The 6235-nt window shown below is 70.6% G+C and carries 5 protein-coding genes and 1 tRNA gene; all 6 read right to left on the reverse strand.

The window, feature by feature from the left end:
- Positions 1-142 precede the first annotated feature (142 nt).
- The 6 genes from NS184_RS11605 to hisS all read right to left on the reverse strand — a co-directional run bounded on the left by NS184_RS11605 (position 143) and on the right by hisS (position 5850).
- Positions 143-216 (reverse strand) — tRNA-Leu (locus NS184_RS11605).
- A gap of 91 nt (positions 217-307) precedes the next feature.
- The gene (locus tag NS184_RS11610) at positions 308-1792 is read right to left on the reverse strand and encodes an NAD(P)/FAD-dependent oxidoreductase (RefSeq protein ID WP_058726277.1); all 1485 of its coding nucleotides are present in this window, start codon (positions 1790-1792) and stop codon (positions 308-310) included.
- Between the two features lie 44 nt (positions 1793-1836).
- Entirely contained in the window at positions 1837-2385 is a 549-nt protein-coding gene (locus NS184_RS11615) for a DUF501 domain-containing protein (protein WP_058726278.1), read from the reverse strand.
- Between the two features lie 35 nt (positions 2386-2420).
- On the reverse strand, positions 2421-2957 hold the full coding sequence (locus tag NS184_RS11620) for an FtsB family cell division protein (RefSeq protein WP_058726279.1): 537 nt from the start codon (positions 2955-2957) through the stop codon (positions 2421-2423).
- Between the two features lie 201 nt (positions 2958-3158).
- Positions 3159-4442 carry a phosphopyruvate hydratase gene (eno, locus tag NS184_RS11625; RefSeq protein WP_058726280.1) on the reverse strand — a complete coding sequence of 428 codons (1284 nt, stop codon included), beginning with the start codon at positions 4440-4442 and terminating at the stop codon, positions 3159-3161.
- A 163-nt stretch (positions 4443-4605) separates the two neighbouring features.
- Complete coding sequence (hisS, locus tag NS184_RS11630; RefSeq protein WP_058726281.1) at positions 4606-5850, reverse strand: histidine--tRNA ligase; 1245 nt, start codon at positions 5848-5850, stop codon at positions 4606-4608.
- Between the last annotated feature and the right edge of the window lie 385 nt (positions 5851-6235).

The following is a 6235-nucleotide window of genomic DNA, read 5'->3' on the forward strand; positions in this document are numbered from 1 at the left end:
CCGCGAAGCCGAGTCTCGGCCAGCGGCTCACGGTCGCACGGTCGCACGGTCGCACGGTCGCACGGTCACCCAACGCGTACCCCCGGTGGGACTCGAACCCACAACTCGGCGATTGTAAGTCGGGTGTCGGTCACCCAACGCGTACCCCCGGTGGGACTCGAACCCACAACTCGGCGATTTTAAGTCGCATGCCTCTACCGGTTGGGCCACGGGGGCGGGCCGCAACAGCCTACCGAGCCGGCGCTGCCCGGAACGACGGACGGCGGCCACCCCGCAGGGTGACCGCCGTCCGTGATGGGGCTGGAGCCTACTTCGCCTCGGCGGACGCCTCGGCCTTCACCGGCTCGGCCTCCTTGGAGACGTCCTCGGCGGGCGTCGCGTACGCGGGGCCGGCCGCGTCGGCGGGCTTGCCCTCCTCCGGAGCCGGAGCTGCGGCAGCTGCCGGGGCCGGAGCCTCGACGGCCGGCTTCGGCCGCGAGGCGAAGGCCTCGAACGCCGCACGCGGGGTCTCGCGGTCGTCGAGCGACGCGATGTCGCGGCCGAGGAAGAAGCCGCCCACCCAGTCGCCGATGACGCGCCACTTGCGCTCCCACGACGGCATCGCGAGGCCGTGGTAGCCACGGTGGGCACCCCAGGCGAGGAAGCCCTTCATCGCGAACTTGCCGGACTGGAACACGCCGATGCCGAGACCGAGGCCCGCGACGGCGCCGAGGTTCTCGTGCTTGTAGTCGGTCGTGGCCTCGCCCCGGATGACCGCGACGAGGTTCTTCGCGAGCTGCTTCGCCTGACGGACCGCGTGCTGGGCGTTCGGCACGCAGAACCCGCCGACGCCACCACCCGTGAGGTCCGGCACGGCGGCGACGTCACCGCAGGCCCACGCATCGGCGACCACGCCGTTGTCGTCGACCACACGGAGGTCGGGCTGCACGCGGATGCGGCCGCGCTGCTCGAGCGGGAAGTCGGTGCCCTTGACCATCGGGTTCGCCATGACGCCGGCGGTCCAGATGATGAGGTCGGACGGGATCGTCTGGATCGACTCGTCCTTCGCCTTGAGCTGGCAGACACCGCCCTCGGCCGACGCGAGCTGCGTCTCGAGGTGGACGGTCGCACCGCGCGACGCGAGGTTCTCGAGCACCCAGTGCGAGGTCTCGAGCGAAACCTCGGGCATGATGCGGCCCATCGCCTCGACGAGGTGGAAGTGGGTGTCGTCGAACGACAGCTGGGGGTAGCTCTTGAGCAGGTCGGAGACGAACGAGCGGAGCTCGGCGAACACCTCGATGCCGGCGAAGCCACCGCCGACCACGACGACGGTCAGCAGGCGGTCGCGCTCGGGACCGGCCGGCAGGTTCGCCGCCTTGTGGAAGTTGACGAGGATCTTGTCGCGGATGGCCGCGGCTTCCTCGATCGTCTTGAGGCCGATCGCCTCGTCCGCGACACCCGGGATCGGGAACGTGCGCGAGACGGCACCGGCGGTCATGACGATCTGGTCGTAGGTCTCCTCCCACGGCTCACCCTCGGACGGCGTGATCGTCGCGGTCTTGGCGGCGTGGTCGACCTTCGTGACCTTCGCCGTGACGACCCGGGTCTTCTTGAGGTGACGACGGTGGGAGACGACCGCGTGACGCGGCTCGATCGAACCGGCGGCGACCTCGGGCAGGAACGGCTGGTACGTCATGTACGGGAGCGGGTCGACCATGACGACCTCGGCTTCACCCTGACGCAGGTGCTTCTCGAGCTTCCAGGCGGTGTAGAAACCGGCGTAACCGCCGCCGACGACGAGGATCTTGGGCACGGGGGATGATCTCCTTGGAGTGGGGTGGTTTGCCGGGAGGCTGGTCAGAGCTCGCCGCCACCCGCCCCGACTCCGGCGTCTGCGTCCTCATCATACGCCCGGCACGCACACCGGGAGGGCGACCAGTCCGCACGCTGGAGCGCGAGGTCGCCGATGGGGTTGACGCCGGGTCCGGCGGCGAGGGCGTGACCGACGAGGGCGTGGAGGCACTTCACGCGGGTGGGCATGCCACCGGCGCTGATGCCGTCGATCTCGTCGACGTGCTCGATCGACTCGCGATCGGCCAGGTACGACTCATGGGCGGCGCGGTACTGGTCCGCGACGTCCGGGTCCTCGAGCAGGGCCGCCAGCTCCGGCATGACCTGGGTGGCCTCGAGGGTGCTGACCGCAGCGGTGGCCGCGGGGTGGCACAGGTAGTACAGCGTCGGGAACGGGGTGCCGTTCGACAGCCGGGGCTTCGTGGACACGACCGTGGGGTTGCCACAGACGCAGCGTGCCGCGATCCCGATGACGTCGCGAGCCGGTCGCCCGAGCTGCGCCGACACGACGCGGACGTCGTGCTCGGTGGGCGGGTCGAAGGGAGGGGTCGTCACGGGTACGTGAGCCTACCCGAGTCCTGAGCGTCGTCCTACTTCGTGTCGCCGGTGCCGGAGACGTCCGGTGCGACGAGCTCCTCGGTGCTCTCGTCGCTGAGCCCCGACTTGAGCACCGACGAGAGCATCGCCTGCACCCAGTCGACCTTCGGCGTCTGCACGGTCGAGCTCACCGGGGTCCCCGAGTCGGTCTCCGGTCGGCCGGAGTCCTTCGTGCCCTCGCTCCCCATCACGAGGTAGCTCTCCTCGCCCGGGTACACGTAGAGCAGTCGGTCACGGGCCTGCGCCTCGATGTAGGCGGGGTCGTCCCAGCGCGCGACGTCCTGCTTCTTCTGCGACACGTCGGCCTCTTGCGCGGCGACCTGCTGCTGCTGCTGTGCGATCTGCTCCTGCTGCTGGATGAGCGTGCGGAGCGACGGCGCGAGCACGACCACGAACAGCACGATGATCGCGAGCATCAGCAGGCTGAACCCGGAGAACCGGATCGAGCGGTACCAGGGCTGGTGTGCGGCCGCACCGGCGTGCGGCATCGCCACGGGGACGCGGCGGACGCGGGGCTTCTGGCTGGGCACGAGCCGACGATAACCCGGGGCGGGTGGGCAGTCGGCCCCGGCACGCGGGTGTCGGGCACCCTCCCAGCGTCGGCCGGGAGGCACGACTCGGCCCCGCCGGACCGCCTCGCGTTCCCTCCACTGCGCCTGCCCCGGCGGGACTGACACGGCGAGACGCCGCCCTCCGCGAGGAGGACGGCGTCTCGTGGTGGCGCTGGAGTGCTACAGGGCCGCCGCGCGCGGGAAGGCCGAGCGACCGGCGTAGACCGCGGCGTCGCCGAGCTCCTCCTCGATGCGGAGCAGCTGGTTGTACTTCGCGACGCGGTCCGAGCGAGCCGGGGCACCGGTCTTGATCTGCCCGCCGTCGACCGCCACCGCGATGTCGGCGATGGTGGTGTCCTCGGTCTCGCCCGAGCGGTGCGACAGGATCGCGGTCATGCCGTGGCGGTGCGCGAGCGACACGGCGTCGAGCGTCTCGGTGAGCGTGCCGATCTGGTTCACCTTCACCAGGATCGAGTTGCCGGCCTGCTCGTCGATGCCCCGCTGCAGACGCTTCGGGTTCGTGACGTACAGGTCGTCGCCCACGAGCTGGAGCTTCGAGCCGAGCTCGGCGGTGAGGTGCTTCCAGCCCTCCCAGTCGTCCTCGGCCAGGGCGTCCTCGATGGTGACGAGGGGGTAGTTCGCGACGAGGTCGGCGAAGTAGCCGGTGAACTCCTCGCTCGAGAGCTGCTTGCCCTCGAACGCGTACTTGCCGTCCTGGAAGAACTCGGTCGCGGCGACGTCGAGGCCGAGCGCGATGTCCTTGCCCGGGGTGAAGCCGGCCTTCTCGATCGCGGCGAGCAGGAAGTCGAGCGCGGCGCGGTTCGATGCCAGCTCGGGCGCGAAGCCGCCTTCGTCGCCGAGGCCCGTCGCGAGGCCCTGCTTCTTCAGCTCGCCCTTGAGGGCGTGGTAGGTCTCGACACCCCAGCGGAGCGCCTCGGAGAACGACTCGGCGCCGTAGGGCACGAGGAAGAACTCCTGGATGTCGACGTTGGTGTCGGCGTGCGCGCCACCGTTGACGACGTTCATCAGCGGGACAGGCAGCGTGTGCGCGTTCGGGCCGCCGAGGTAACGGAACAGCGGCAGGTCCGCCGAGTCGGCGGCGGCGCGGGCGACGGCGAGCGAGGCGCCGAGGATCGCGTTCGCGCCGAGGCGGGACTTGTTCTCGGTGCCGTCGAGCTCGATGAGCGCGGCGTCGACGAGGCGCTGGTCGGTGGCGTCGAAGCCCTCGAGCGCCGGGCCGATCTCGTCGAGGACGGCATCGACGGCCTTCAGGACGCCCTTGCCGCCGTAGCGGGACGCGTCGCCGTCACGGAGCTCGTACGCCTCGAACGCGCCGGTGGAGGCACCGGACGGGACGAGCGCGCGCGAGACGACGCCGTCGTCGAGGAGGACCTCGACCTCGACCGTCGGGTTGCCTCGGGAATCGAGGACTTCGCGTGCGCCTACGGCATCGATCTGGGCCACGGGGTACTCCCTACGAGTTCGGTTGTGGTGATTGCGGGTCCGATCCTACCGAGGCCCGGTGGACACGATGCTCCGCATGACGCTCACTGTGGAGAACGGCCGGTGGCGCACGGACAGCGACCGGTCGGAAGGCGCTGCCAGACCGACCCGTCAGCTCGACCGGTCAGCCGAGCGGACGGAACTCGACCCCGTCGAGCGAGGTCGTGTCCGCGCGGACCGACGCGAACGCGCCGAAGCCCTGCGCCGCGAGCGCCGCGAGCTGGTTCTTGGTGTTCTTCGTGCGCTTCTCGAGCCGGACGCGCTGGTGCGTGGCGAGCGCCTCGCTCTTGAGGGCGGCGAGTCGGGCCGGTTCGACGTCCTTGTCGTAGAGCAGCACGACGGCGTCTGCTGACTCGGCGTCCGGCAGCGTGACGAGGTCGACGAGCCGCTCGAAGCCGAGCGAGAACCCCACCGCCGGGACGTCCTGGCCGAGGAAACGCCCGATCATCCCGTCGTAGCGACCACCGCCGCCGAGGCTGTACCCGAAGTCGGGGTGCGCCACCTCGAAGATCGTGCCGGTGTAGTAGCCCATGCCACGCACGAGCGTCGGGTCGAACCGGAGGTCCACGCCGTCGAGGGCCGCCCGGAGGCCGAGCAGCTCGCCGAACGCGTCCTCGTCGAGCCACGCCGCTCCCCCGACCGAGTCCCAGTCCGCGGACTCGAGCGCACGGATGGTGTCCTCGAGCCCGGGCAGGAGCGAGCCGGTCGTCTCCCGGAGCTCGGCGGCGACGCCGTCCGGCCCGATCTTGTCGAGCTTGTCGATCGTGATGAGCGCACGGTCGGCTGCGCCCGCGTCGGTGATCCCCCACGACGCGAGCAGTCCGAGCAGGATCCGCCGGTCGTTGATCCGGATCGACGTCCCGGACACCCCCAGTGCATCGAGGGCGTCGGTCGTCGCACGGATGAGTTCGATCTCGGCGAGCTGCCCCGGCTCCCCGAGGATGTCTATGTCGCACTGCACGAACTGCCGGTAGCGCCCCTTCTGCGGACGCTCGGCACGCCAGACGGGCGCGATCTGCACCGATCGGAAGACTGTCGGCAGCTCGGCGCGGTGTGAGGCGTAGAAACGGGCGAGCGGCACGGTCAGGTCGAAGCGCAGCCCGAGGTCGGCGAGGTCGAGCGGTGCGTCGGCCGCCCGGAGGTCCTCGACGGTGAGCCCCCGCTTCATCACGGCGAACGCGAGCTTCTCGTTGTCGCCGCCGAGTCCGGAGTGCAGCCGCGCCGCGTCCTCGACCACGGGCGTCTCGATCTCGTCGAACCCGTGCCGCGCGTACACGCCGCGGACGACCCCCAGCACGTGCTCCCGACGAGCCTTGTCCGCCGGGAGGAAGTCGCGCATGCCACGGGGTGCCGTCACGGTGGTCGCCATGCGGCAATCCTGCCAGAACGGCCACAGCGGTTTGCGCAACCCGGTGTCCGCTGATATTGTGGACACACAACTTCGGTCCGCAGGTGCCTGATCCATCGGCGGACCGATCGCGAGGGCAACGTGCTGCAGTGTGCCCCGCGGTGAGCGGGGTCCTCCGTCCACACCGGTATCCCTGTCGGCGTGGACGGCCCGCTCGCGGGCGTCCTCCTTTTTTCGGGTTGGGAGGGCGCCCGCTCTTCTCAGTCCGGACGCACATCGTCGCGACGGATCAGGGGACGTCGAGTCGCCCCGCACCCCGCGGCACGCCTCACGTCTCACGCCTCACGCCTCACGCCCCCGCGGAACGTCCCTCGGCTTCGAGCGCGGCGACGGCGGCGCGGAGGCT

Source organism: Curtobacterium luteum (assembly GCF_001475545.1).
GTDB lineage: Bacteria > Actinomycetota > Actinomycetes > Actinomycetales > Microbacteriaceae > Curtobacterium > Curtobacterium luteum_A.

What these genes read in the sequence shown, in the direction of transcription:
- hisS (WP_058726281.1), bottom strand. Translation starts at nt 5,850, where the DNA reads ATGGCGACCACCGTGACGGCACCCCGTGGCATGCGCGACTTCCTCCCG.